Source organism: Flavobacterium cyanobacteriorum (genome assembly GCF_002251835.1).
Classification (GTDB): Bacteria; Bacteroidota; Bacteroidia; order Flavobacteriales; family Flavobacteriaceae; genus Flavobacterium; species Flavobacterium cyanobacteriorum.
In genome coordinates, this window is sequence record NZ_NOXV01000293.1 from 20,226 (window position 1) to 46,087 (window position 25,862).

Sequence of the window (25,862 nt, forward strand, 5' to 3'; positions counted from 1 at the left end):
ATTCTGTTAATAATTAGCCAACAAAATGTTTAAAAAGATTTGCAGTCGCGATGCAAATATATACCATTCAGCGTATTGTATATATGTTAAATCTTCAGTTTTGTAATGAACGGGCTGTTTTATGTAACCAATATTTACACCTTATCGCCTTTGGTCGGATATTATTGCCTTTGGTCGTAAAAATTTTGGCCTGTGCCGTCAAATCCTATATTTGTACATTATTATCAGAATTTTAGTATAAAAATGATCGAATAATCCCCCTCAATGCCTGTAAATAATACACGTAATCTTTAATAACAGGAATTATGGTACTACGCAGCAGATTTATTTTCTTTTTCCTGGCTTTTGCCGCTGTGGCAGCCAGTTACGCCACGTTACATTTCACAGCCATGGATATTAGCCTGCCTACGGGCATTTTTTGTGCCACTCTACTTGCTCTGTATATCGGGGTATCTTCTCATAAAAAGCAAAGAGCTGCCAGGACATCTTTAAAAAAAAGCAGTGAAGTAGTATACAAAGGCACCGCATACAGGTATATAGACGAGGAAACTGAGAAAGGCACGCTCTACCTTCTTGAAGACAAGCTGGTATTCCAGTCAGCCCGGTTCAGGGCAAAGCAGGAAACCGTTATAGCCCTGGAAGAGGTTAAAGATGTCTCCTTCTCCAAAACCTATAACTCCATTGACCGCCGAATTGTTATAACAACAGAATCAGGGAAACAAAGCTTTTTGGTTAAAGGCAACCAGCTCTGGATTGATGTTATTGAGAATACGCTAAGGAATAATTTATGATATAGAAGTGGTTTAAACTTTTATTTTATTAAATTTCTTTAGTGCGATGATTGTAAAAGCCAGGTAATTAAAGCCTAACCAGCTTGCGGTTGTTGTGTCAAATCGATTTAACAACGANATTTGCATCTGTAGCACGTACCCATATTTCCTGACCATTAGTACCCAGGTAAGATACTGGGTTAGGTATTGCCGGAGCACCTGCAAGGGCAGCGGCTTCAGTAGTGAAATAACGTATGATGTACCCTGTGCCTATTGCAGCTGTAATTACTGGATTTTGTTGAGTAAGGTTAACAGCGGTTTGCCCATTATTGTTATTGTCTTCATCACAGAGTACAATAGGATCAAGATCCGGCAGCTGCGGCGCAAGGTTTACACGTAGTTGGAATGAATAATCTGACCGCACACAGCCTGTAACCGTATTTACAGCACGTACATAAATTATATCATCCGGACTTAGCGTACTGTAGCTGGCCAGGTTCGGTATGGGGTTATTGCCCAACTGTGCGTCAATGGCGGTATAATGCATAGTCACCTGTATGGATGGGCCATTATTAATCATATCGGCTATAAGCGCCTGTAAATTAAATACGGCAATTCCATCAGCATCGGCATCACAGGCCGTTATATCTTCCTGATCCGGCATAGTAAGCTGAGGAAGCGGCTCTACACGTACATCCAGCAGCACTATACGGTAGCAGCCTGAAACAAGATTGGTAACTCTCACAAAAATAGACTGCACAGTAGCTTCGTTGATGAAAGCTGTGGTATTGGCTATAGCATTCGTGTTTGCTGTTGCCTGGGCAGCTGTCCTATGGAATGTTACCGCTACACCATTTGCACCGCCGGTGATTTCAGAAATCTTTGTAGTAAGGTTAAAGGCCTCGCGCTCGTCACCAGGGCTGTTTACATCGCATAGCGTGTAAGGCACCGGCTGGTTAGCTACAGGAAGTGGATTTACTATCAGTTGCAGCGCTACCACATCAAAACAGCCCGTAGCATTACTTTGAAGGCGAACAAATATTGTGGTGCTATTGCTGTTGTAGTTAGCAGGATTGTTGATACGCCCCGTAGCAGTACCGGCAACTGCGTCTGACTGTGACAGGTAATACGTTATGATATGTTCAGCGGGATTTAACGTGCCAAGTATTCCTGAATTTGCTGAAGTAAGGTTGAAAATAGCAAATCCATTATTATCCTCGCCATCACATACCTGTAGTGGATCCGGTATATTGGCTACAGGCCTGTTATTAACAAAAAGTTGTAGCGGAACAATCGAAAAACAGTCAGATACGGTAGACTGGAGACGTATATATACCGTCTGATTATAGGCCACAATGTTTGTATAGTTGCCAGGATTTACTATCACAGGGCCGTTAAATTGTGCATTTTCAATAGTTTCATGTATTGTAACAGCCGTAAATGGCTGCCCACCTAATGCAAAATTCATTGCAGGCAACAAGTTAAATATACCATTACCCTGGTTATTTATACCACACACTGTAATAGGTGCAGGCTGATTGACTTGTGGGGCAGTTATTATAGTCACAGTGAAGTCATCCTGGTCAAAACATACCACTGTAGACCCCGCACTTGCATATACATATATTGTTTGTGTAGAAGTAATAACGGTACCCGCAGGAAGGATAGTGCCTGTACCATTAGGACCTGTATAATAATTACCCGAAGCTAAGGCTGGTAGAATATATTGCCCACAAATGGTAATATCAGACGGTGCCGTAACATCAACAATATTTACATCAACAAAAAATGTGTGCTGGTCAAAGCAGAGGCCTGCCGGCCCTACGCCCGCATAAACATATACCTGGGTAGGAGAAGTTATCACTGTTCCCGGAGCCAGTTGGGTTCCCGTACCATTTGGGCCTGTATAGTAGGCCCCGGAACTAAGTGCAGGAAGTGTAAAAGGAGTACACTGGGCCACATCACCTTGTGAATCGTCTACTACCGGAGTCTGGAATATCGTTACCGTAAACTGGTTTTCATCGGTACAGTTAGTTCGTCCTCCAGTTTCCGCATATACATACAATGTATTGACTCCCAAAGTTGAGATTACGGTACCAACAGGTATTTCGGGATTAGCCGAGGGATTAAGCAGGTTTGGCCCGCCAGGATTAGCGTAATATCTGCCAACGGTAAGCGGGGGCAGCACATAGCTGTCACAGGCTACAACATCTGCAGGATCATCAGCAGTTATATTAAACACCTCAACCAGGAAACTACTTTCTGTAAAACAGGCAGGATTACCTGGATTAGCTGCATAGATATAAATAGTCTGGGTAGATGTAATCTCTTGACCTTCCTGAAGTTGTGTACCCGTACCGCCTGGACCTGTAAAGTAGTTGCCTACTATAAGCTCATCAAGGATATAGCTACCGCAGACAGGAATGTCAGACCTTGCATCGGCTATCGGGGTTGGGAAAATTATTACCTGGAAATTGTCTTCAGCCGTACAATTCGGTGAAGTACCTGTTTCCGCATACCTGTATATAGTTTGTGTAGATGTTATTATAGTCCCCGGCGGAAGAAGTGTACCCTGACCCGCAGGCTGTGTATAATAGTTACCTACAGGCATTGCTGGAAGTTCATAACTGTCGCAACGCGTTATAACAGGATCTACCGGGTTCAGTACCGGAGACGGAATTATATTTATAGTAAAGCTATTATTATCGGTACAGTTTGGAGTTGTAGTTAATGATACATACACATACAATACCTGTGTAGTATTTATGGTAGTCCCGGGTGGAATTTGTATTCCTGAACCGGCAGGACCTGTAAAATAATTACCAATAGGTAATACAGGCAGCACATAAGCATCACATGTGGTAATATCCGTTGGAGGCTCGGGATTGATAATGATATTAAATACATTCTCAACCACACAATTAGGCACCCCTCCGGTTTGCGCAAAAATATACAGCTGTGTATTTTGAGTTATTACTTGTCCAGGTAAAAGTTCAGTTCCTGTACCGCTGGGGCCAGTAAAGTATCTGCCGCTCGTGAGTACCGGCAACACGTAATTACCGCATGAACCGACTGTACCGGGGTTATCTATAACTGGTGTAGGTTTAATAGTTACAGTAAACATTTCCTGATCTGTACAAATAGGAGGCGTTGTAGTAGCCGCATATATGTATATATTTTGTGATGTAGTTATAACCTGTCCCGCAGTTAGCATTGTACCTGTACCATTGGGGCCGGTATAATAATTACCAACGGCAAGTGGAGGAAGTTCGTAACCCTGGGCAGCACAAACTGTTACATCAGGTAAGTCAGTAACATTAATATCAAGTATTTCTACAGTAAAACTATTTTCAGCAACACAGTTGGCTACCCCTGGCGTTGAATTATAAACATAAATTGTCTGGTTTGATGTTATAAGCTGTCCTGGCAAAAGCAGGCTGCCTGTTCCATTGGGGCCTGTATAATACTGTCCATTCGTAAGCGGAGGTAGAAAATAATTAACACATGACCGTACATCAGCCGGGTCGTCAACAAGAAGTGAGGGAATGATAGTAATTGTAAAACTATCATCATCAGTACAATTTGTACCCGAAGCCACAGGTGAATAAACATATAATGTTGTTGTCGCAGTAATTGGCGTACCTGCAGGTATTACGGAACCGCCGCCGTTAGGTGCAGTTCGGTATTGGCCTACCTGGAGTGGCTGTAGGTTGTAAAACCCACAAGCGGTAACATTTGGAGGAGCTATCGAAGTATTTATTATTGTAACACTGAACGACCTGTTGCGGAAACACGGTGGAGTTACAGGTATTGTAGATTCAGCATATACGTGCAATGTCTGGCTAGACGTAATTATAGTACCAGCATTAAGCATAGTACCGGTTCCGTTAGGCCCTGTATAGTAATTACCTATAGTTAATGCCGGCAGGGTATATTGGTTACACGAAACAACATCCTGTATTGCAGGTATAACCGGGCTTGGCACAATAGTAACCTGGAAACTTTCCTGTACCGTACACACAGGCGTCGTACTGCTAGCTGCAAATATGTATATAGTCTGCGTACCAGCGTTAGTTATAGTACCTGTTGTCCCAATAAGACCGGTACCATTGGGGCCTGTAAAATATCTTCCGACAGATAACGGTGGAAGCGTATAGCTGCCGCAGGCCACCTGGTCGCCAGGGTTAGTAATATTTATAACTGTAACCGTAAATGTCCTAGTTGCGGAGCATCCTTCCGGAGATACTGCATAAATATATAAGGGCTGTGTTTCTGTAATAACATCCCCTGCATTAAGCTGGACCCCGCCGCCATTAGGCTCTGTAAAATAATTTCCCGGACCGACAATAGCAGGAAGTGTATATGATCCGCATACTGTAACACTAGCGACAGGCGCTAATACAGGAGGCTGATTTATTGTTACCAGAAAGTCTTCCTGGTCGAAGCAGCTCGGGTCTGTAGGACTCTGTGCATATATATAAATAACTCTCGTTGATGTGATAACATTACCAGGAAATAGTTGCTGGCCAGTTCCGTTAGGGCCAGTAAAATAGCCCCCAACTGTAAGAGGGCCTAAAAAGAAGGAACCACACCTTGTAACATCTTGTCTGTCAACAACATTAACATTATTTACCGTTACCACAAAACTACTTTCTGCCGTACAGGCAGCATTGTTAGGGTTGGTAGTATATATATATATAGTTTGGCTGTTATTTATTACCGTCCCGTTAGCGAGCTGTGTACCTGTACCACCCGGCCCGGTGTAATACTTTTCACCGTTAGGGAGCGTGGGAAGGGTGTATGGGCCGCAAGAGCTTACATCAGGCAGGTCTGTAACTACCGGTGTCGATGTAATGGTAACCGTAAAATTATTATTCTGAGTACATTCTGCCGATGTAGGTACATAATAATATATTGTAGTAAACGGAGCTGTTATTACAGTGCCTGCATTAATAATTGTACCGCCTCCTGCAGGCGCAGTCCTATACTCACCTATTGTTAATGGAGGGAGTGTATAACTTTGGCAGGCTGTAACATTAGGCGGGGCAGTAGCCGAAGTGATAATATTAATTGTAAGTTGTGACTGGTTTGAACAGTTTGGCGTTCCACCAGACTGAGCGTAAACATAAAGTGTTTGTGATGTAGTTATCTGGGTACCGGCGGCAAACATTGTACCTGTACCGGCGATACCTGTATAATACGCCCCACCCGGAACATCGGGAAGTATGTATACGTTGCAGGCATTAATTGTAGATGTTGGCGGCAATACCGGAAGTGGTTTTACAACAATATTAAATTGTGTAACTGTAAAACAGGTAGTGTCAAATACCTTCTGAACTCTGGCAAATATGGTCTGTGTACTACTAGTATAGCTTTCAGGAGTTGTAATAGGTGAAGTACCTGCATTAGCCGCTGCTAGAGACGTAAAGTAAAGCACCTGGTTTTGTGCGGGATTCTGTGTACCTAGTATTGTTGCCGTCTGCTGGGTAAGGTCAAAAATGGCACTGTTTGAACCCTGCGCGCTTTCGCATTGCGTTACCGTCTGGGGTGCGGTTGCAACAGGTGGGGGCGATATAAGCAATTGGAAGGGCCTTGTGGTGTAGCAGCCGTTCGGCAGCTGGACACGCGCCCATACTGTAGCACCCGGCACGCTTACATAAGACAGGTTTAATGGATTTGCCCCACTGTTAGCAGTTGCCTGGTTACCATGATAGGTAACTACTGCGGCCGGGTCAAGCCCCTGTTTTAGCAGAGGCGTATTTACTGAAAGATCATATGTATAGGTTACTGAACCGTTATCACATTTAAAAATGTTTTGCGGTGTTCCGGCCAAAATTTCCGGATTGTACTCTATATTTATGGTTTGGGTAGTGACACAGCCTATATCGGGCCTTGTTATGGTAACAGCGTATTGCCCGTTTTCCGTAACTGTTATCGCCGGTGCATTACCTCCGGGGAAAGGGCTGCCATTCCTGGTCCAGGCAAAATCATATGTAGCATCATCAAGATTACTGTTTAGAATAAAGGACTGCCCAAAGCAAAGTGCATTCCCGTTTGCCGTAGTAAGGTCCTGTGGAAAAACACGCTGGCCCAGGTTAAGGCTTCCTGCCGGTATAAAAACAGCCGAGTCATAATCCCCGTCAGTACCGTCAGCTCCGCCGTCATCGGCAATAACAAAGCGTATGCGGTAAGTAACATTGGGTATTAGCGTAGCTGTAGCCGTCATAAGCCTTGTCTGCCCGTTATAGTTTATAGGCGAAGCGGCAGCAGCACTACCTCCATTAAATGCCCCAAAGAATGTTTCGTTAGCCGAAGGGCAACCGGAGTTGTACAGGTTGCTCCTGATTGTGCCTACAGTTATCGGTATATTAGTTGACGGTATTACTGCAACATTTTGTGTTGTGGCACCCTGTGTCAGCAATACTGCAAAAGCATCATTTGATTCACACTGAAAAGGACCATATTCGTCAGATGCAAATAAAAACTTAAATGAAAAATTGGGCGAATTGGGTATAAAGTCAAATTCAAGTACTGTAGCATTTTTTGAATTGATATTGATACCAGCAGAAGCCAGTGCCGCCTCAAGGCCCGCATCACCATCCCATGTTGTAGAAGAATTTCCACCGTTTAACACTGATGTATTTGGCCCCGGAGAGAGTACAGCATTTCCGGTAGTAAGTATTACACCACTGGATGTCACCGGGAAGTTGCTGTTGGTGTTCTGGTAGTAGCCTACACCATTAACTGACCCAAAATTAGTACCCGTGCTGACCGATATATTAGAAATCTGTACAAGGCACGAATTCTGCACTAAAACATTATTAACCAGTTGAGCCGGTGTAAATGTATTTGAGTTAACTGTGATAGCCTGAGAAAACGCATTAAACGATGCAAATCCAAGCAATGTGAGTAATAATTTTTTCATATTTTTTAATAAATAGCGCAATTATCTTTAAGATTTTTGCCACAACTGTAGTAAAAAGTTAGTTTACAGCAATTTAAAACAGCCGGCAAATATAAAACTAAAAGTTAAAATTATTATAAAATTTTTTAAATAAAAACACACCAATCCAGTCCTTCACACCATTTTTATTGTATTATCAAAAAAATAACAATCCTGCATGTAAAAAAAATTAATTTATAATATTAAAACTGGAATTATAAAATAACTAACAAAAAACAACCAAAATTTTATATTTTTTTAATTGTATTTTAACTCCTCAATAATAAGTAAACAGGTACAACCTTAATATCCCTAACTAGACATTAGTTAAAATTTAAAATTTTTTAAGAGTGCAAAATATGCTTTTGAAAATATTCATATATTTGTTAGAAAAAATTACGCATGTATGATAGGATAAGGGAAAAACTGAATATATTAGCTGATGCGGCAAAATATGATGTTTCGTGTGCTTCAAGCGGCAGTACCCGAAAAAATGATAATAATGGCATTGGCAACAGTTCCTCAGGCATTTGCCACAGCTATACCGAAGATGGACGTTGTGTATCATTACTTAAAATACTGCTTACCAACCACTGTATTTATGACTGTGCTTTTTGCGTATCAAGGAAAAGTAATGATATAAAAAGGGCCGCGTTTACCGTTGATGAAGTAGTGGAACTGACCATGAGCTTTTACCGCCGCAACTATATCGAGGGGCTGTTCCTTAGTTCAGGTATTTTTAAAAATGCGGATTTTACCATGGAACGGCTGTTGCGGATTGTAAAAAAGCTGCGGCTGGAAGAGCGTTTTAATGGGTACATACACCTAAAAACCATTCCCGGGGCGAGCCCGGAACTGCTTATAGAAGCTGGATTATACGCTGACAGGATGAGCATAAACCTGGAAATGCCCACTGAAGCGGGGCTTAAGCTGCTGGCTCCGGATAAATCGCATGAAGAGGTAAAAAAACCGCTCGGTTTTATACAGCAAAATATAACACAATTTAAAGATGAAAAAAAGACAGGCCTGATAAAGCATGTCCCAAAATTTGTACCTGCAGGGCAAAGCACCCAGATGGTTATCGGCGCCACCCCTGAAACCGACATGGAAATTATGTACAGCGCCAATGAGTATTATAAGAACTATTCGCTGAAGCGGGTATATTATTCGGGCTACATCCCCATTAGTTATGACAGCCGTATGCCCGCTATAGGCACGCAGCCGCCCCTGCTGCGTGAAAACCGCCTGTACCAGACTGATTGGCTCATGCGGTTTTATGGCTTTGAGGTACAGGAACTGCTAAACCCTGCCAACCCGCACCTGGATACTGATATAGACCCCAAACTTAGTTGGGCGCTGCGTAACCTGGATCAATTCCCTGTTGATATTAATAATGCTGATTACAGGATGATACTCCGTATACCCGGTATAGGGGTGCGGTCAGCACAAAAAATAATCCAGGCCAGGAAGTTCGGGAAGCTGCGCAGCGACCAGCTGCAAAAAATAGGGGTTGCTTATAACCGGGCAAAACATTTTATAAAATGTGCCGACAGCCCCTACCTGCTCAGAGAACCTGACGCGCCGCACCTGAAGAACCTTATAGTAGCTGAAAGCAGCAGCAAATACCTGAAGACCCCGCAAAACCAGCTGTTGTTATTTTGAATTGGGGATATAAATTAAACAACAATGGTAACATTTGTTTTTGACGGGAGTTTTGAAGGGCTCCTTACTGCCGTATTTGAATTTTATGAACGTAAGCCGGGGCAGGTGCAGCTGGTGTGGGATAAATATTACCAGCCGCTAATGCTGGAGGAGTCCATTGAAATTATAAATGATGAAACTAAAGCCACGCGGGTTTGGGAAGGGCTTAAAAAAAAGCTGGACCCACAGTGGCTGCAGACCTTTTATAAAGTGCACCTGGCGGAAGATGCGCAAACATTTAGTGATATGTTTGATTTTGCACGGTATATATTTGATAACCCTAAGGGTGCAGAGGCTAACTTTAGCAATGAGCATGTTATTGCGCTAAGCAAAATGGAACGGAAAATAAGCCGGGAGCGCCACCGTATGAAGGCATTCATACGTTTCCAGAAAACAGCTGACGGTATTTACTACTGCCCTATTGAGCCGGACTTTAATGTGCTGCCGCTCGTAGCAAAATTCTTTAAAGACAGGTATGCTGACCAGCAATGGATTATTTATGACGTAAAGCGGCGCTATGGGCTGTACTATGACCTTACTACCGTGCAGCAGATAACTTATGAATTTGTTTCTAATATAGATACCCGTAAAGTACAACTCCCCGCAGAACTAACTGATGAGAAGGAAGAGCTGGCCTCTTTACTCTGGAAAGATTATTTTAACAGCACCAATATACCGGCACGGAAAAACATGAAGCTGCACATACAACATGTGCCGAAACGCTACTGGAAATACCTCAACGAAAAAGAAGGGAAGAATTGAATAAATCCTTGTACATTAAGCCAGCATAATGAGAGTAAAAATCATTCTGGCTTGTTAGGCTTTTTGTTGCTGCCCAGGCGGACCTTCACTTTGCCATCCTTATCGTCAGCTGCCACAAGGTGCAGTACAATACCACGGTTACGCCTCCTGGCCAGGGTAGCCGCGTCAGTAATATCTTTATCTTTTTTTGGGTTACGCAGCGGCACGTCAATCTGTATCCTGGTCCCTTTCCCAAAAGAATATATACCGGCAACGTCCATGTTCAGCACGCTTGAATTCACCTGCATCGGATAAATAACCACCTTCTCCCCTTTAATAGCAAACCTGCCCGAAAGCGCTGAAAAAGTTATTGTATCCATCTCCCGAAAGGGAAAAGCTAAACGGCCTATATGCCGAACCGGCTCAAAATTAAGCAACGCCCCTTTTTTGAGGCTGAATGACAGCTTGCCATATACAGAGCCCGGCACCAACGCTCCATTTTGGCTGATACGGCCCGAAATACTGGCAGCTGATGAAAGGTAGCCGCTTATATTGCGGGCATTTAGTGACTGCATGCCAAAATTGTCAAAAGCATGTAAAAAACGGCTTACATTTACATTTGCCGCTTTTGCCTTAAGGTTATACCTGTTCTGCCTGCCCTGTTGCCGCACCTGTATGCCAAGCAATAAACTTCCCCCCGCGTGCCTTAGCCCCGCATGCCTTATAAAGATAGCATTGCCAGTAAATAGTATATTTGTGGTAAGGCGGGTAGCCATAAACTTTTTATAGTGTAATGTGTCCACCTTTACCTTCATATCCAAGCGGCATTTTTCGAATAACAGCCTGATATCTTCCGTAAAATTGCCTTTCCGTTTCAGGGGGACAATATAGTTATTGACAGCGTGCTGGCCTATGAAACTTACCAGTTCCCCCAGATGAAGCCTTTGGCTGTAAATGTTGGCACGGCAAACCATTTTTTCCGGGCTGGTATAGTACAGATTCAGAAAATTCCTGATGCTGCCATCAATACTTATCCTGCTTTTACCGGTCGACAGGCTTAAACGCTTCAGGTTAAGATTGTCTTCAGCAAAATCCAGTACCGCCGATATTTTATCCAGGTTCAGGCTACGGGGCCTGTAAAGCAGCGCTGCATCAGTAATAGCTATTGCGCCACTAATTTTTGGCCGTGCCAACCTAAAATTAATAATATCAGCTGAAAAATTAAGTGAAACAGCCGCTTTGCCTTTATTAAAGTGCAACAGGCTGTCATCAATAAGGTTATTGAGGGCCACCATATTAAAATTTGTGGTAAAATTACCTGATGCCACAGGCCTTTTGAGGTTAACTACTGATGCACTACGCATTTGTATTGGTATTCCGGAATATTCCCCTGTAAAATTGCGGAGTATAATAGCTGAATTAAGATCACCTAATCCTTTGCCATCTATATAATTATTGGTAAACCAACCGGTAAAGCCACACCGGGTGATAAGTCCGCCGGGGGTGTGAAGCACATTCCCGGCAACCGTTGCCTTTACATTTATGAGCGGGTCACCCTTTCGCTTAAAGCCGCCTTTGAGCATGCATACCACCGCCAGGGGTTGTTCAATATCATATACCATAAGTTTGCGGGAAATATTAGGCGAAAGCATTAGCGCAGCATCTTTCCACCGTATTGAAGGAGCTTCAATGTTTATGCTGAAGTCTTTCCATGGCGTTTCCGTATATATTCGTGCGCCGGCATAAAAAACTTCATCCCCAATCTGTAGCCTGTTCCTGCTAAATGTAATAATTTGCTCCGCAGCAGAATAAATAATATTGAAATTGCCCCTCACCCTCCTGCCTTCAATAAAACTCCCTCTCACTGTATTAAAGGCGAGGCTTTTAACCAGAACATCGGCTTCCATGTTTACTTTTTTCCGTTTTTCATCTCCACCTAATGTCCCTTTAAGCCTATGAATATGAAAAGCATATTTTTTCTTACGGAACCTGTCGTCTACTACCAGGTACACATTTCTTAGTACCAAGGCATTAAATTCGGGAAACGAAACATTTTTCATAGAATTTTTGTGGGTTCTTGTTCTAAATAAAGATGTGTTGCTATAGCCTTTATCATCTGTATAAAGAAATATCCTGGTATCCCTGATTTCCATATGCTGTACCTGCAGAATGCCCCGGGCAAGGGAAAATGCATTTACAGCAAGTGTAATGTCACCCCCCTGTAAAAGGGCCTGCCTGTGCAATCCATACAGGCTGTCCTTTATCACAACGCCACTCAGCCGGAGGGATATCCGGGGAAACCCTTTTAGGAGTACTGTTTCCATATTATTAACAGATACCCTTCCTGAAATATTTTTATTCAGCGTAGCTGTAACCATAGTGAGTACCTGTTGCTTATGATAACGTATATACCACGTTAAACCCAGGTAAAACATGATTAAAACCAGCATAATAGCAAAGGCAGCCTTGAGTAACGGCAACAGCAGGCGGATTACAACTTTGCGGGACAATATTGCTTTAAGCAGCTGTGTCATACTATGTAATTAAAAGCGGTAAATAGCCATCCCCCCGTGCATGTACTTTCTCCATTTGTTAAAAAAGGCAATATACTTTGCACTTAATCTAAAAAATAAGTGCCTTTGTCGATTTATGACACATTAAAAATTCTAAAAGCCGTACATTGCGCTCCCCTAAAGATACAGTTATTTTTACGAAGGAATAAACAACCACAAAAAATATATACTGTGTTTAACAATGTTTTTTTTCAGTACCAGATAATAAGCAGGATGCTCAGGCTCCTGCCGAGGAGAAGCAGGTCGCTAAGGCTGGTTTATTTTCAGCACTCACTGTCATCTGATGAAAAATTTGTAATCGTCAGGTATCGCTTCAGCAACGCCGCATACTATAAAGTAGGCAATATCCGGCTGCTTTCCAGAAGTATAAAAATTGGTGTGACCGAGACTGAGCAGAACATCAGCATGACTGTTTACGGTTTTTTCCGGAAAACAGCATACATTCTCACCGTTAAAAAAAACGATGTATATCTTACAAGAGTAGCGAAAAACAGCATTACTCCAGCCAATTATGAAAATAACTACCCCCATATAATGCTCCCGGTGTAATATGATTGGTTCATACGGTGTTTAGGTGCAGGCAGATTTTAATTATTAATCCAGCAAATAAATTGCATATCATAAGATTATTTTCTTAATTTGTAAATGAAAATAATCCTGCTATATGTTTGCCCTTATTGACTGCAACAATTTTTATGTGTCCTGCGAAAGGGTATTCCGTCCGCAGCTGAACGGAAAGCCTGTTGTAGTGCTTTCCAATAATGACGGCTGCATCATTTCGCGCAGCGAGGAAGCAAAAGCGCTGGGTATCGGCATGGCAGTGCCTGAATTTAAGGCAAGGCCGGTACTTAAAGAACACAATGTGGCCGTATTTTCATCAAACTACCCGCTGTATGGCGATATGAGCGCACGCCTTATGGAGACTATGCGCCAGTTTACCCCAAATGTAGAAGTGTACAGTATTGATGAGGCATTTCTTGATTTCAGCGGCGTGCAGATAGATGATTACCATAATTACGGGCTGCAAATAAAAAACCGGGCATGGAACTGGCTGAGCCTGCCCGTGTGCGTAGGCATTGCCCCCACCCGCGTACTGGCAAAAGCAGCCAACCGCATTGCAAAAAAATACCTGGCCAGGACAGGCGGCGTGTATGTGATTGATACGGACGAAAAACGGGTAAAAGCACTTAAGTGGCTGGATGTTGGCGATATATGGGGCATAGGCCACAGGATGGCAAAGAAGCTGAAGGCCCGTAATATACACACAGCCCATGATTTTATACAGCCACACGCCGAAGCATGGATAAAGAACGAGTGGGGCGTAGTAGGGCTGCGCATTAAGTACGAGCTGGAAGGAAAACCGGTACTAGAACCAAGCCCTATAGATAACGACAAAAAAAGCATTGCCACAACGAGGAGCTTCCCTAAGCTGCTAAGCGATTATGACCTTATACGTGAGCGTGTATCAACTTTTGCCACAGTAACCGCAGAAAAGCTTCGCAGGCAAAAGTCGTGCTGCCATACCATTATAGTGATGCTGGTGGCCGACAAGCACAGTATAGATAACCCAAGGTACCACTACAGCCGGGGCATGGTGCTGCCTTTTGCTACCAATTCAGCAATCACCCTGAGCAATGCTGCCATACAGCTGCTGAAAGAGATAATGAAGAGCACCGGCACGATGATCTTTAAGAAAGCGGGGGTGATTACGGGCGACCTTATTCCTGAAAACACGAAGCAATTCAACCTGTTCCTGGATGAGAATCCCAGGCATATGGCGCTAATGAAAGCAATGGATGCCACCAACCGGAAAATGGGCGGCAGGATTATACGCCTCGGCACACAGGCTGAAAAGACCTGGGATATGAAACAGGAGAAACTTTCACGGCGGTACACAACCAATTTTAATGAAATACTTGTGGTAAAATGCGAATGAAAGATAAAACCCCCGCGCTGTCTTTTTACACGCCTGCCCCCGGCAGGGGCATAACTGCGCCATTTATTACTGCGCTTGTACCGGCAGGTTTTGCATCGCCGGCGCAGGATTTTATGGAATGCAGGATAAGCCTGGACGAAACGCTTTGCCGCAACAGTGAGACAACCTTTTTTATACGGGTATCGGGTAATTCCATGGTTAATGCCGGAATTGATGACGGCGATATACTGGTTGTGGACCGCAGCCTTGAACCTGCCGACGGTAAAATTGCCATTTGCCTTATTGATGGCGATTTTACGGTAAAACGATTAAAGACCGAAACAGGCTGTGTATACCTGATGCCTGAAAATCCTGATTACCCCGCCTTAAAAGTTACTGAATACAACCAGTTTAGCGTATGGGGCATTGTTACTTATCTTATAAAGAAAGTTTAACATTACCCGCATAAAATTCCGCTGGTTCTTCTTTTCACGGTTAAAAAAAATATGTAGTTTTGCACTTATTTAGATTAAGTAAAAACAACATACATTAACCAAATGAAAAAAATTCCTGCCCTGCTGGCCATTGCATTTGTAATGTTCGCCGGTGTTTCCTGCAAAAAAGAATCCAAAACAAGCATTGAAGAAACTACTGTTACTGATACAGTTACCAGGAAAAAAACACAAAAAATTGTTTCGCTTAACGGAGCTGTTACCGAGGTAATAGCTGCACTGGGCCATGAAAAAGAAATTGTAGCTGTTGATGTTACAAGCACCTACCCTGAAACCTTAAAAGCAACCGCAAAAGACCTGGGGCATGTGCGAAGCATTTCAATAGAATCAATAATGGCGCTGCAGCCTACGCTTATACTGGCTACCGAAAAAGACATGAGCCCGGAGCTGCTGCAAAAGATAAAATCATCAGGGGTTGAAGCGCATGTGCTTAAACAGGATTTTACCGTAGACGGCACCAAAAAACTGGTAGCTGACGTAGCCGGTATACTTAAGCATGAAGACTATAAGGCGATAGGCGAAAAGATAGACAGTGACCTTAAAAAAGTGGGGGCATTGCCTAAATCTCCTAAAGTATTGTTTATCTATGCCCGTGGCGCAGGAACACTTATGGTAGCCGGAAAAAATACGCCGGTAGAAAAAGTAATAACACTGGCCGGCGGACAAAATGCCATAACTGAATTTGAAGATTTTAAGCCCCTTACACCCGAAGCGCTTATAAAAGGCAACCCTGATGTGATACTTATGTTCGACTCCGGCCTTGGCAGCCTTGGCGGCCCGCAGGGAGTGCTTAAAATACCGGGAGTTGACAAAACCAATGCCGGTAAAAATAAAAAGATAATTGCTATGGATGGCGGCCTGCTTTCAGGCTTTGGCCCGCGTGTGGGCGAAGCAGCAGTGCAGCTAAACACCCTGCTGAAAGAAAATGCAAAATAGGCTTTCATTATACATGATATCCGGGATGCTGCTGCTGGCTGTGCTGGCAGTAGTATCGTTATATATGGGTGTTTATGTATTTGAAAAGCATTCTCTTGCCGAAGTGATAAGCAGCCTTATCACAAACGACGAATCCCTTTCAGAAAGTGACCGTTTTGTAATGATGGGCCTGCGGCTGCCCCGCATCGTTATGGCAATACTCATTGGCAGCGCGCTTGCCGTATCGGGTACCTGCCTGCAGGGCATGTTTAAAAATCCGCTGGCCACGCCCGACCTCATTGGTATTACATCGGGCGCCTCATTATTTGCTGCGCTGGCCATAGTTTTAGGCAGCTCATTAAAAGCTTATATCCCGGAAATATTCCATTTCTCGTTCCTGAGCATAATGGCATTTGCGGGGGCGCTCCTTACTATGATGCTGGTGTACCGCATATCAACTTCAGGCGGAAAAACCAATGTAGTGGTGATGCTGCTCTCGGGTGTTGCTATCACAGCACTGGGATTTGCCATAACAGGCTTCCTCATTTATATATCTAAAGAAGAACAGCTGCGCGACCTTACCTTCTGGAACCTGGGCAGCCTGGGTGGCGCCACCTGGACAAAAAATGTGATACTGGCTACAATTGTGCTGGTTTCTTACCTGTTCCTCATCAATAAAGGCAAAGCGCTCAATGCGATGATGCTGGGTGAAAGAGATGCACAGCACCTGGGCATACCGGTAGAAAAAATCAAAAAGCAGATAGTAGTGCTTACAGCGCTTATGGTAGGCACATCGGTAGCTTTTGCCGGCACCATAGGGTTTGTGGGTCTTATAGTACCTTACATCCTCAGGATGGTGTTTAGGTCTAACTACCATATAATATTGCCTATGTCGGCCGTATTTGGTGGCGTTTTGCTCCTTTCTGCCGATACTATAAGCCGTACGGTGGCAGCACCGTCAGAAATTCCCATCGGCATACTTACTGCCTTTATGGGAGCACCCATATTTATTGCCATACTTGTTAAAACCAGGAACACCATGTAACCGGAAACCATGTTAGAAGCTTATAAAATATCATACGCACACCGCAAGTCTCTTATACTTCAAAATATTGATGTTTCTGTTAATTATGGTGAACTGCTGGTAATAGTGGGGCCTAACGGTGCAGGCAAATCTACCCTGCTGAGCATGCTGGCCAACGAAATGGGCAAAAATGAAGAGCCGATATTCTTCAAGAAAAAGACCTTTGAAGAATGGGATGAAAAAGAACTGGCCCACAGCAAGGCTAAATTTTCGCAGAACAACAATCATGATATACCACTGTCAGTAAAAGATGTGGTGCTTATGGGGCGTTACCCTTATTTTAATGCCAGGCCACATAAAAACGACCTGGAAGCCGTAGTGAAGGCTATGGAAGAAACCGATGTAGCCACACTGAAAGACCGTGACTACACTACGCTTTCAGGTGGCGAAAAACAGCGTGTGCACCTGGCGCGGGTACTGGCACAGCTTGATAATGATATAGCCCATAAGCTGGTTTTCCTTGATGAGCCCCTTAACAACCTTGACGTACTGCACCAGCACCGCATACTGCACACCGTGAAGAACTTTACTGAAAAGGGAAACACAGCCGTGATGGTGCTGCATGACCTTAATCTTGCCGCCCAGTTTGCCGACAGGATAATGCTGCTGAAAAAAGGGAAGATAGTAGCCCACGATGTTCCTGATAAAGTATTTACCAAAGAAATCATAAGTAAAGTGTATAATTTTCCCTGCACTATATGCCCCAACCCCGTAAACAAAAACCCTTTAATAATTTTCGGAATATAAAAACATCTCCACATGAATACTATGACCCATACATTACGATCGCAGTGGGAAGCGCTCAAAGCTGAAAACCCACACCTGAGGATACGCAATGCCGCTGAAAAACTCGGTGTTAGTGAAGCTGAGCTTGTAGCTACCCAGGCAGGCGAAAACGTGACAAGGCTGCGCCCTGAATTTGCCAATATTTTATCAGAAATTGAAAAACTCGGCAAAGTAATGGCCCTGACACGTAATGAGGAATGCGTACACGAGCGCAAAGGCATTTACCTTAATCCTGATTTTACTTCACCCCACGCGGGCCTTTTTGTAGGTGAGGATATTGACCTTCGGATTTTCCTTTCACACTGGGATAAAGCCTTTGCCGTAGCCGAAACAAGCGAGCATGGTGACAGGAAAAGCCTCCAGTTCTTTGGTAAGGACGGTATGGCCATCCATAAAGTATACCTGACAAAAGACAGCAATGAAGCTGCTTTTGACGCCCTGGTAGAAAAATATAAATCTGACAACCAGCAACCGGAAGAGGCCACCGTAGAAGTACCTTTTGTACTTGATGAGAAGCCGGACAGCGAAATCGACGTGAAAGGCTTTCAGGAAGCATGGACAGACCTCAAAGATACCCATGAGTTCTTCGGTATGCTGAGAAAGTTCGGCGTTACCAGGACACAGGCGCTGCGCCTTGCGCCCGGTGAAACCTATGCACAAAAAATTGATAAAGACGCTATAGTTACAATGCTTGAAGGCGCTGCAGCACAAAAGCTGCCTATTATGTGCTTTGTAGGCAACAGGGGCAATATACAGATACATACCGGCCTTGTGCGCAAAACCATGTGGCACAACCAGTGGTTTAACGTTATGGACCCTGACTTTAACCTGCACCTTGACATGAGCAAGATTGCGCAGACATGGATTGTGCGCAAGCCTACTGAAGATGGCATGGTTACGGCTATTGAGGTGTTTAATGAAATGGGTGACATCATTGTGCAGTTCTTTGGGAAAAGAAAACCCGGAATACCTGAACTGCAGGAGTGGAGAGACCTGGTAGCTTCTTTATAATTACAATATCAGCTTATAGTTAAAAGAGCTGTTTCAAAGGTGCTTTCATTCTGACGAAGGAAGAGATTTTTCACTTCACTGCATTACGTTAAGAATGATACTGCTGAGACAGCCCTTTTTATTGTTTATAATAAAAAAAATCCCGGCGGGGCCGGGACAAACAAACCAATTAACTATAAACAATTAATCTAACAATTCATACCGGAATACCGGGTTACCCCTTTCACCAGCCTGGTTAACCATAGTAATGAACTGCACCTTGTAAATATTACCGGCAGCATCCTTAACTACATAAAAACGGTCATCCCTGACACTTGGCAGTGAAGTTGGCCCCCCGCCGTTCCTCCAGTTAGCACCGATAACCCTTTGGTCTGCAGCGGCGCCAGCGGTAAATTTGGAGGCGTCTACATTAGCAGTAGTGAAGGCTTCATAGGTAATACCCGCGCTGTTCAGCACTTCATAAGCCCTTGTGCCGCCTTTGGCATTGGTAAGTACAAAATCAGAATAAAAATAAGATACAGTTCCACCGGGCCCCATGCTAAGGGTATTGGTAAATGTGGTAAAATTAAGGTCCCAGTTTTCTTTTTGCGGCTCAACATTTACCGGTGTGTTGCCGGTAAGGCTAAAGAAAGTAAAATTAAAAGCATTGTTTTTAGCGATAGTAACTTCCTGGAACGTGGTAGCTTCGGGGCTGGCATATTGCAGCTTATAGCCATTGCCGCTCCTTAGTACGCGTATCTTCCTCCAGCCACGCTGAGCACCAAAAATGTTAATAGTACCTATGGCAGGCTGTTCTGCTGGTATAGCGTTGCCGAGGTTCACAAGGTAAACCCTATTATCGGCATCGTTGGCTGAAACTTCAGCAATAGCCGTACCTGTTATAGCCCCAGAAGGCGCATCAACATAAGCGGTATTACCGTTTTCAATATTGCCTGAACCCTGGTTAGGAGCGCCAACAGCAACACTGTTATCAATAGCTACAGGCTGGGTAATATCCGTGGAAGCCGTTTGCTTTACGGCCATACGGATGGCACTGTTAATCACAACCCTGTATTCGGTGCCGCTGTAAAAGCCTAACTCCCAGCCCGTCCTTAAAACCGGTGTTGAAGTTTCCCCGCTAAGGTCCACATATACCTGGTTAGGCTGTGTGGCACCACCCACTGCAGGTGTTAATATAGCGCCTGTTGAGGGGCCTGATATGGTAGGGGCAGTATTATCGTCGTCACTGCAGGCTGCAAGCGAAAGGAGTGAAAAAACAAAAATCAGACTTTTTTTCATTATATTGGTATTTAAGTTAAAAATTAAAGTTATATGATAATCTGAGGAAATACGAACGGCCATAACCCAACAGTATATCGGTTGAAGCGGCGTGCGCTGACCCAGCCGTGTTTTGTGTTTGCTGTATGTTTACAATGTCCAGCAGGTTCCTTGCCCCAAGGGTTACATCAAACCGGTCTTTAAAAAATGTTTTGCGTATGGAAGCATCCAGCCAGCTGTAAGCATCAAGCGTTGATATTTTATATACCGGGTCTCCGTTCCCGTTGGTAGATTCATAAAAACGCTGCTGCCTGCCATTGAATTTATAATATACTGAAAACAGCGTGTTCCACTTTGGCAGGTTGTATGACAACACTGTGTTGAGCTGAAGCGAATACAGGAACTTATCATCAGAAACGGCAGACCCGTTGTTTATTTCCTGCGATATACCAATAAGGGAAGCGCCAAGCCTTGCATTAAAATTATTAAAAGCGTACTGGTGCGTGGTGGAAATGTTCCACATCCGGTACTTGCTTATGTTTATGTACTGGTATATAGGTGTATTGCCTGATGGCTCAAAGCCTACCAGAGCCATATCAATTTTATCATCAATATCAAGGAAGCTTACTATAAGTGAGTTTGAGAGCATGCCACCGGCGCTGAATGAGGTATTTTTTTTAAGGCTTACCTCATAAGACAGGCCTGCCTCAGGGGAAAGCGACGGATTGCCTATAAAGTAATGGCCTGAAAATACCAACCTGCTGTACAGCTCGTCAAAGTTAGGTGTGCGGTATGACCTGCCTACAGATGCCCTTGCCTCCATACCGTGATTTAAAAGCTGGCGAAGGCCGAGCGAAACGGCATGCTGGTCATTAAATGCCGACTGGAATGAGTAGCGGTATCCCGGCCTCATGGAAAACCGATCAGTAATATTTACTTCTCCCGAAAGGAATATATCATAATTTTCGAGGCGGCGGCGCACTTCCACAGGTATCTGGTTTTCACCGTCTACAAGGGCAAAGCCATTGGTATTGACTGTTTCATAGCCCAATTGCAGGTTAACTTTCTTACTTTCAAAAAAGTTGCTGAAAGTACCCGTAGAATATAATACCTCAACGGCATTGTTGGTTACCCTGCTGTTATTCACCTCATCATCCGTTTCAATATAATACTTAAACTTTTCATAATCGCGTTCCTGCTTCTGGTGAGATACTGAGACATTATAATTGACCCTGTTCCACAGCCTGCCGGTACCGTTCAGGTGGTGGTAAAACCTTTCGGTTAAAAAACGTTCGTCATTAGAAAATTTAAGGATGGTGGAAGGCGGTATAAAATCAGACTGTACGGCAAAGTTGTAATAACTTATAGCTTCGGTAAGATATTCAAACTTATAAAACGCCCGGAAGCCATTCTTTTTGTAGCTCAGCATGGCATTGGTAACAAGCTGTTCTTCCGGCAGCCAGATGTAGCCCCTGCGGCCGTCGTTAACCGTATGCTCCTTACCTTCCCTGTCGCCATAAAAGCCGGCGAATTGTGTGCGGTTTGCGCCTATTGAGGCAAACCAGTTATCATTAATGTTATTAGATATTTTTAAAGACTGTATATGCCTTCCTTTGTCAAACCAGGCATACTCTTTACCGGCAGTTTCTTCCTGTATGGCGGCAAAAGCCTCCCACTTGTACTTTGAACTCTTTTTGGTTATAATATTAAGGATACCGCTTACGGCATTGGCACCGTGGGTTACCCCCATTGCCCCTTCAATAATCTCAATCTGTTCAACATCATCAAGATTAATTTGCGAAAGGTCAGTATTGTTGCCCAGGCCTGTATCGCTTACCAGCGGCACGTTATCCACCAGCACTTTCATATATTGCCCATCGAGCCCAAACATGGAGATGGTGGAGCGCCCGTTGGTACTGTTTGGCATAACCGTAATATTTATATACTGGTTCAGCAGGTCGGCCAGGTTTACGGCTGCCTGCTGTTGTATGTCCTGCCTTGTAATGACCCTTACGTTAAATACAGATTTTTTTAGCGACTGGGGTTCAATCTGGCCTGTAACCACCACTTCTTCAAGCGTAGTTCTTGTAGTGTCGGTTTCCTGCGCACAAAGAAGCGCCGGAAAAAGGATTATTAAGTAGTATATTGCTTTAGTTACAGACTGCATTACAGCTTTACTTAGATTAATTCTAAATTGCTGCAAATTTAAATGTCGCGATTGTTATACGCAAACTATTTTTATTAATTCTAAATAAATTTGATAAAGATTCTTTATTGGAATACATTAAAAGAAAAGGCAGGCATAAGATGCCCGCCCTATTCCAATATTTTTAATCAAACAGCCAGATTCAGCCTACTTTCAACCCGCTGTACACTAATATGGCAACGCCTCAACACAATCGCTACTTCGCACATTGGATGCATCTGGACTGATAGCTATAGATTCGTTTTGGCCCAAATGATTTTTGCCTTACGATTTAACGCTTGCAAACAGGTACTCCCTGTTCATCCGGGCAATATTTTCAAGTGAAATCCCTTTAGGGCATTCCACCTCGCAGGCGCCGGTATTTGTACAGTTACCAAAGCCTTCTTCGTCCATTTTCTTAACCATGTTCAGTACGCGTTCGTGCGCTTCAACCTTACCCTGGGGAAGGAGAGCGAACTGTGATACTTTAGCCGAAACGAAAAGCATGGCTGAAGCATTTTTACAGCTGGCCACACAAGCGCCGCAACCAATGCACGTAGCCGCGTCAAAAGACCTGTCGGCATCATGTTTCTTAATAGGAATGGCATTGGCATCAATAGTATTGCCTGATGTATTTACCGAGATAAAACCACCGGCCTGCTGGATCCTGTCAAAGGAACTCCTGTCAACTACAAGGTCTTTAATTACAGGGAAAGCTTTAGCACGGAAAGGCTCAATATAAATAGTATCGCCATCCTTAAATTTCCTCATGTGCAGCTGGCAGGTAGTTACGCCCCTGTCAGGGCCGTGTGCCTCACCATTAATGAACAGCGAGCACATGCCGCAGATACCTTCACGGCAGTCATGGTCAAAAGCAACAGGGTCTTCGCCCTTGTTGTTAAGCTCTTCATTTAACACGTCAAGCATTTCAAGGAATGACATGTCAGGAGAAACGTTGCTGATGTTGTAATCAACCATTTTCCCCGCTTCCCTGGCGTTTTTTTGGCGCCATATTTTAAGTTTTAAATTCATGTTAATAGTTTTTAGCCACTAGCCACCAGCCAAAAGTTATTTGCTGAGTGTCTTAATAAAGGCGTTTAACATTTTACTTTCTTCGGTAATCAAACCGGATATTTCCGTAAATTTTAAATCTTCAATATAATTTAGTTCTTTGGCTATAATCAGTTGTGTTTCCAGTTCCATGAGTGAACCTCTTGAAACGCGGAGAAACTGAAGGTAGCTTTGTGTAGAATCTCTTCCCCAGCCTTCAGCTATGTTAGAAGGCACAGAAACAGCTGACCGCTTCATCTGACTCTGTAAACCAAAGATCTCGTCTTTAGGGAAAGACCCAAAGCACAAATAAACTGCTTTAACAATCTGAATTCCCTTTTGCCATATAAGTAAATCTTTATAATCTTTAATTTCACTCATATAGCTAATGCCTAATGCCTTATGGCTGGTGGCTTATTTGTAACTTCTCTGAACTAATTTTACGTTTTCAAAAACAAGAGGCTCTTTGTGCAGCACTGCTTCGCTTGGTTTACCTCTGTATTCCCACGCTGCAACGTAGGCAAAGTTCTCGTCATCACGCTGTGCCTCACCCTCCTCGGTCTGGTATTCCTCACGGAAGTGGCCTCCGCATGATTCGTTCCTGTGCAGGGCATCCTTTGCAAAAAGCTCGCCAAGTTCAAGGAAATCGGCTACGCGCATAGCTTTTTCCAGCTCCTGGTTAAGGCCATACATATCGCCGGGCACTTTTACATCACGGTAAAACTCATCACGAAGTGCCGCAATTTCGGCAATGGCTTCAGTAAGACCCTGCGCATTACGCGCCATACCTACCTTGTCCCACATTATCTTACCAAGGCGCTTATGGAAATAGTCAACCGTATGCGTCCCCTTATTATTAATAAGGCTCTCAAGCTGTGTCCTTACATTATTTTCAGCCTCCTCAAATTCAGGAAGGTCTGTTGATATTTTACCTGTACGTATATCTTTGGCAAGGTAATCACCAATAGTATATGGCAACACGAAGTAACCATCGGCAAGGCCCTGCATCAGTGCCGAAGCACCAAGACGGTTAGCCCCGTGGTCAGAGAAGTTAGCTTCACCTATGGCGTAGCAGCCTTCCACTGTTGTCATAAGGTTATAGTCAACCCAAAGGCCACCCATAGTATAGTGCACTGCGGGGTATATCATCATTGGGGTTTCATACGGATTTTCATCCACAATCTTTTCATACATCTGGAAGAGGTTACCGTACTTATTCTCAATAACTTCCGTGCCCAGTTGTTTTACCAGTTTTTCATCGTCGGGATTAAGCCCTTTTATCTTTGCCTGTTCCTTACCGTAGCGTATAATGGATGAAGCAAAGTCAAGGTAAACAGCCTCACCTGTTTTGTTAACGCCAAAACCGGCATCGCACCTTTCCTTGGCAGCGCGCGAAGCCACATCTCGAGGTACAAGGTTACCAAACGAAGGATATCTCCTTTCAAGGTAATAGTCCCTGTCTTCTTCAGCTATTTGTGTAGGCTTCAGCCTTCCTTCACGGATGGCCTGTGCGTCTTCCAGTTTTTTCGGTACCCAAATACGCCCGTCGTTCCTTAGCGATTCTGACATCAGCGTAAGCTTACTCTGGTGGTCACCTGAAACAGGGATACAGGTGGGGTGAATCTGCGTATAGCATGGATTGGCAAAGTATGCTCCTTTTTTGTGTGCTTTCCATGCGGCGGTTACGTTACTTCCCATAGCGTTGGTAGACAGGAAGAAAACGTTGCCGTAACCTCCTGTGCCCAGTACTACAGCGTGAGCAGAATGCCTTTCAATTTCACCGGTTACCAGATTACGGGCTATAATGCCGCGTGCTTTTCCGTTTACAATAACAAGGTCCAGCATTTCGTGGCGGTTATACATCTGTATCTTGCCACGGCCTATCTGGCGGTTCATGGCAGAGTACGCACCCAGTAAAAGCTGCTGGCCTGTCTGGCCTTTAGCATAGAAAGTACGGGATACCAGCGTACCACCGAAAGAGCGGTTATCAAGCAGTCCGCCATATTCCCTGGCAAGCGGCACACCCTGCGCGACACACTGGTCAATAATATTTGTTGAAACTTCGGCAAGGCGGTGTACGTTGGCTTCGCGGGCGCGGTAGTCACCTCCTTTAACCGTATCATAGAACAGGCGGAACACTGAGTCTCCGTCTCCCTGGTAGTTTTTAGCTGCATTGATACCACCCTGTGCCGCAATTGAGTGCGCACGGCGTGGCGAGTCCTGGAAACAGAACGCCTTAACGTTATATCCCAGCTCAGCCAGTGTAGCCGCAGCTGACCCACCTGCAAGCCCGGTACCTACAACAATAACATCAATATTACGTTTGTTGGCAGGGTTTACCAGGTTGATCTTGTTTTTATAGTCTGTCCATTTTTGAGAAATAGGACCATTTGGTATTTTAGAATCTAATGCCATACAA

At 44.0% G+C, this 25,862-nt stretch carries 17 protein-coding genes; 10 read left to right on the forward strand and 7 right to left on the reverse strand.

The window, feature by feature from the left end; genetic code table 11:
* The first annotated feature begins 305 nt into the window (after positions 1–305).
* Positions 306–791, forward strand: a complete 486-nt coding sequence (locus CHU92_RS11785) for a hypothetical protein (RefSeq protein WP_094415814.1) — start codon at positions 306–308, stop codon at positions 789–791.
* 97 nt (positions 792–888) lie between these two features.
* Here CHU92_RS11785 and CHU92_RS11790 read toward each other — a convergent pair whose 3' ends face one another.
* A complete protein-coding gene (locus tag CHU92_RS11790; protein WP_094415816.1) occupies positions 889–7,695 on the reverse strand; it encodes a choice-of-anchor L domain-containing protein in 6,807 nt (2,268 codons plus the stop codon).
* 420 nt (positions 7,696–8,115) lie between these two features.
* Here CHU92_RS11790 and CHU92_RS11795 point away from each other — a divergent pair, with 420 nt between their 5' ends.
* A complete protein-coding gene (locus tag CHU92_RS11795; RefSeq protein ID WP_094415818.1) occupies positions 8,116–9,375 on the forward strand; it encodes a putative DNA modification/repair radical SAM protein in 1,260 nt (419 codons plus the stop codon).
* Between the two features lie 24 nt (positions 9,376–9,399).
* On the forward strand, positions 9,400–10,176 hold the full coding sequence (locus CHU92_RS11800) for a TIGR03915 family putative DNA repair protein (RefSeq protein WP_094415820.1): 777 nt from the start codon (positions 9,400–9,402) through the stop codon (positions 10,174–10,176).
* A gap of 41 nt (positions 10,177–10,217) precedes the next feature.
* On the opposite strand, the gene CHU92_RS11805 is transcribed toward CHU92_RS11800, so the two are convergent.
* Positions 10,218–12,689, reverse strand: a complete 2,472-nt coding sequence (locus CHU92_RS11805; protein WP_094415822.1) for an AsmA-like C-terminal region-containing protein — start codon at positions 12,687–12,689, stop codon at positions 10,218–10,220.
* A 210-nt stretch (positions 12,690–12,899) separates the two neighbouring features.
* Between CHU92_RS11805 and CHU92_RS11810 the strand changes: the two genes are divergently transcribed.
* The 7 genes from CHU92_RS11810 (at position 12,900) to CHU92_RS11840 (ending at position 18,951) form a co-directional block, all read left to right on the forward strand.
* Positions 12,900–13,277: a hypothetical protein gene (locus CHU92_RS11810; RefSeq protein ID WP_094415823.1), complete on the forward strand. Its 378-nt coding sequence runs from the start codon at positions 12,900–12,902 to the stop codon at positions 13,275–13,277.
* A 115-nt stretch (positions 13,278–13,392) separates the two neighbouring features.
* The gene (locus CHU92_RS11815; RefSeq protein WP_094415825.1) at positions 13,393–14,664 is read left to right on the forward strand and encodes a Y-family DNA polymerase; all 1,272 of its coding nucleotides are present in this window, start codon (positions 13,393–13,395) and stop codon (positions 14,662–14,664) included.
* Positions 14,661–15,098 carry a LexA family protein gene (locus CHU92_RS11820; protein WP_317044693.1) on the forward strand — a complete coding sequence of 146 codons (438 nt, stop codon included), beginning with the start codon at positions 14,661–14,663 and terminating at the stop codon, positions 15,096–15,098. The genes CHU92_RS11815 and CHU92_RS11820 overlap by 4 nt, the downstream gene beginning before the upstream one ends.
* A 102-nt stretch (positions 15,099–15,200) precedes the next feature.
* On the forward strand, positions 15,201–16,091 hold the full coding sequence (locus CHU92_RS11825) for a heme/hemin ABC transporter substrate-binding protein (protein WP_094415829.1): 891 nt from the start codon (positions 15,201–15,203) through the stop codon (positions 16,089–16,091).
* Positions 16,081–17,115: a FecCD family ABC transporter permease gene (locus tag CHU92_RS11830; protein ID WP_094415831.1), complete on the forward strand. Its 1,035-nt coding sequence runs from the start codon at positions 16,081–16,083 to the stop codon at positions 17,113–17,115. Before CHU92_RS11825 ends, CHU92_RS11830 begins: the two co-directional genes overlap by 11 nt.
* Positions 17,116–17,124: 9 nt before the next feature.
* On the forward strand, positions 17,125–17,901 hold the full coding sequence (locus CHU92_RS11835; RefSeq protein WP_094415833.1) for a heme ABC transporter ATP-binding protein: 777 nt from the start codon (positions 17,125–17,127) through the stop codon (positions 17,899–17,901).
* Positions 17,902–17,913: 12 nt separating this feature from the next.
* Complete coding sequence (locus CHU92_RS11840) at positions 17,914–18,951, forward strand: hemin-degrading factor (protein WP_094415835.1); 1,038 nt, start codon at positions 17,914–17,916, stop codon at positions 18,949–18,951.
* 183 nt (positions 18,952–19,134) lie between these two features.
* Here the strand turns inward: CHU92_RS11840 and CHU92_RS11845 are convergent, their stop codons facing one another.
* The 5 genes from CHU92_RS11845 to CHU92_RS11865 all read right to left on the reverse strand — a co-directional run bounded on the left by CHU92_RS11845 (position 19,135) and on the right by CHU92_RS11865 (position 25,858).
* Complete coding sequence (locus CHU92_RS11845) at positions 19,135–20,229, reverse strand: HmuY family protein (RefSeq protein ID WP_094415837.1); 1,095 nt, start codon at positions 20,227–20,229, stop codon at positions 19,135–19,137.
* Positions 20,230–20,245: 16 nt separating this feature from the next.
* Positions 20,246–22,375: a TonB-dependent receptor plug domain-containing protein gene (locus CHU92_RS11850; RefSeq protein WP_094415839.1), complete on the reverse strand. Its 2,130-nt coding sequence runs from the start codon at positions 22,373–22,375 to the stop codon at positions 20,246–20,248.
* Positions 22,376–22,678: 303 nt separating this feature from the next.
* Positions 22,679–23,425 (reverse strand): succinate dehydrogenase/fumarate reductase iron-sulfur subunit, encoded by a 747-nt coding sequence (locus CHU92_RS11855; protein ID WP_094415840.1) that lies wholly within the window; start codon positions 23,423–23,425, stop codon positions 22,679–22,681.
* 36 nt (positions 23,426–23,461) lie between these two features.
* The gene (locus CHU92_RS11860; RefSeq protein ID WP_094415842.1) at positions 23,462–23,824 is read right to left on the reverse strand and encodes a four helix bundle protein; all 363 of its coding nucleotides are present in this window, start codon (positions 23,822–23,824) and stop codon (positions 23,462–23,464) included.
* A gap of 33 nt (positions 23,825–23,857) precedes the next feature.
* Positions 23,858–25,858: a fumarate reductase/succinate dehydrogenase flavoprotein subunit gene (locus CHU92_RS11865; protein ID WP_094415844.1), complete on the reverse strand. Its 2,001-nt coding sequence runs from the start codon at positions 25,856–25,858 to the stop codon at positions 23,858–23,860.
* Between the last annotated feature and the right edge of the window lie 4 nt (positions 25,859–25,862).